The sequence below is a fragment of the Vibrio sp. 1288 genome (genome assembly GCF_033344475.1).
Genome location: NZ_JAWPOX010001008.1, coordinates 1 through 543 on the forward strand (window position 1 = coordinate 1; position 543 = coordinate 543).

The 543-nt window shown below is 46.4% G+C and carries 1 protein-coding gene; it reads left to right on the forward strand.

Annotated elements, in window-relative coordinates:
* Window positions 1-543 (forward strand): aminotransferase class V-fold PLP-dependent enzyme (locus R8O11_RS30610; RefSeq protein WP_318195307.1); only part of this gene is annotated, 543 nt, incomplete at both ends.

Below are 543 nucleotides of genomic sequence, written 5' to 3' on the forward strand. Positions count from 1 at the left end.
AAAAGGCAAACACGTAATCACTTGTAAAACAGAGCATAAAGCGGTTCTTGACCCATGTCGTCAACTAGAACGCGAAGGCTTTGAAGTGACTTACCTAGAGCCTGAATCAAATGGCCTTATCGATCTTGAGAAGCTGAAAGCGGCAATGCGCGATGACACAGTGCTTGTGTCTATTATGCACGTAAACAACGAAATCGGTGTAATTCAAGACATCGCAGCCATCGGCGAATTATGTCGTGAGCGCAAGATCGTGTTCCACGTGGATGCAGCTCAGTCTGCTGGTAAATTGCCAATCGACGTTCAAGAAATGAAAGTTGATTTGATTTCATTGTCAGCGCATAAGATTTACGGTCCAAAAGGTATCGGTGCACTTTACGTACGTCGTAAACCTCGTATCCGCCTTGAAGCACAAATGCACGGTGGCGGCCATGAGCGTGGTTTCCGTTCTGGTACGTTAGCAACTCACCAAATCGTAGGTATGGGTGAAGCTTTCCGCATCGCAAAAGAAGAGATGCAGAAAGATTACGACCACGCACTAGCACT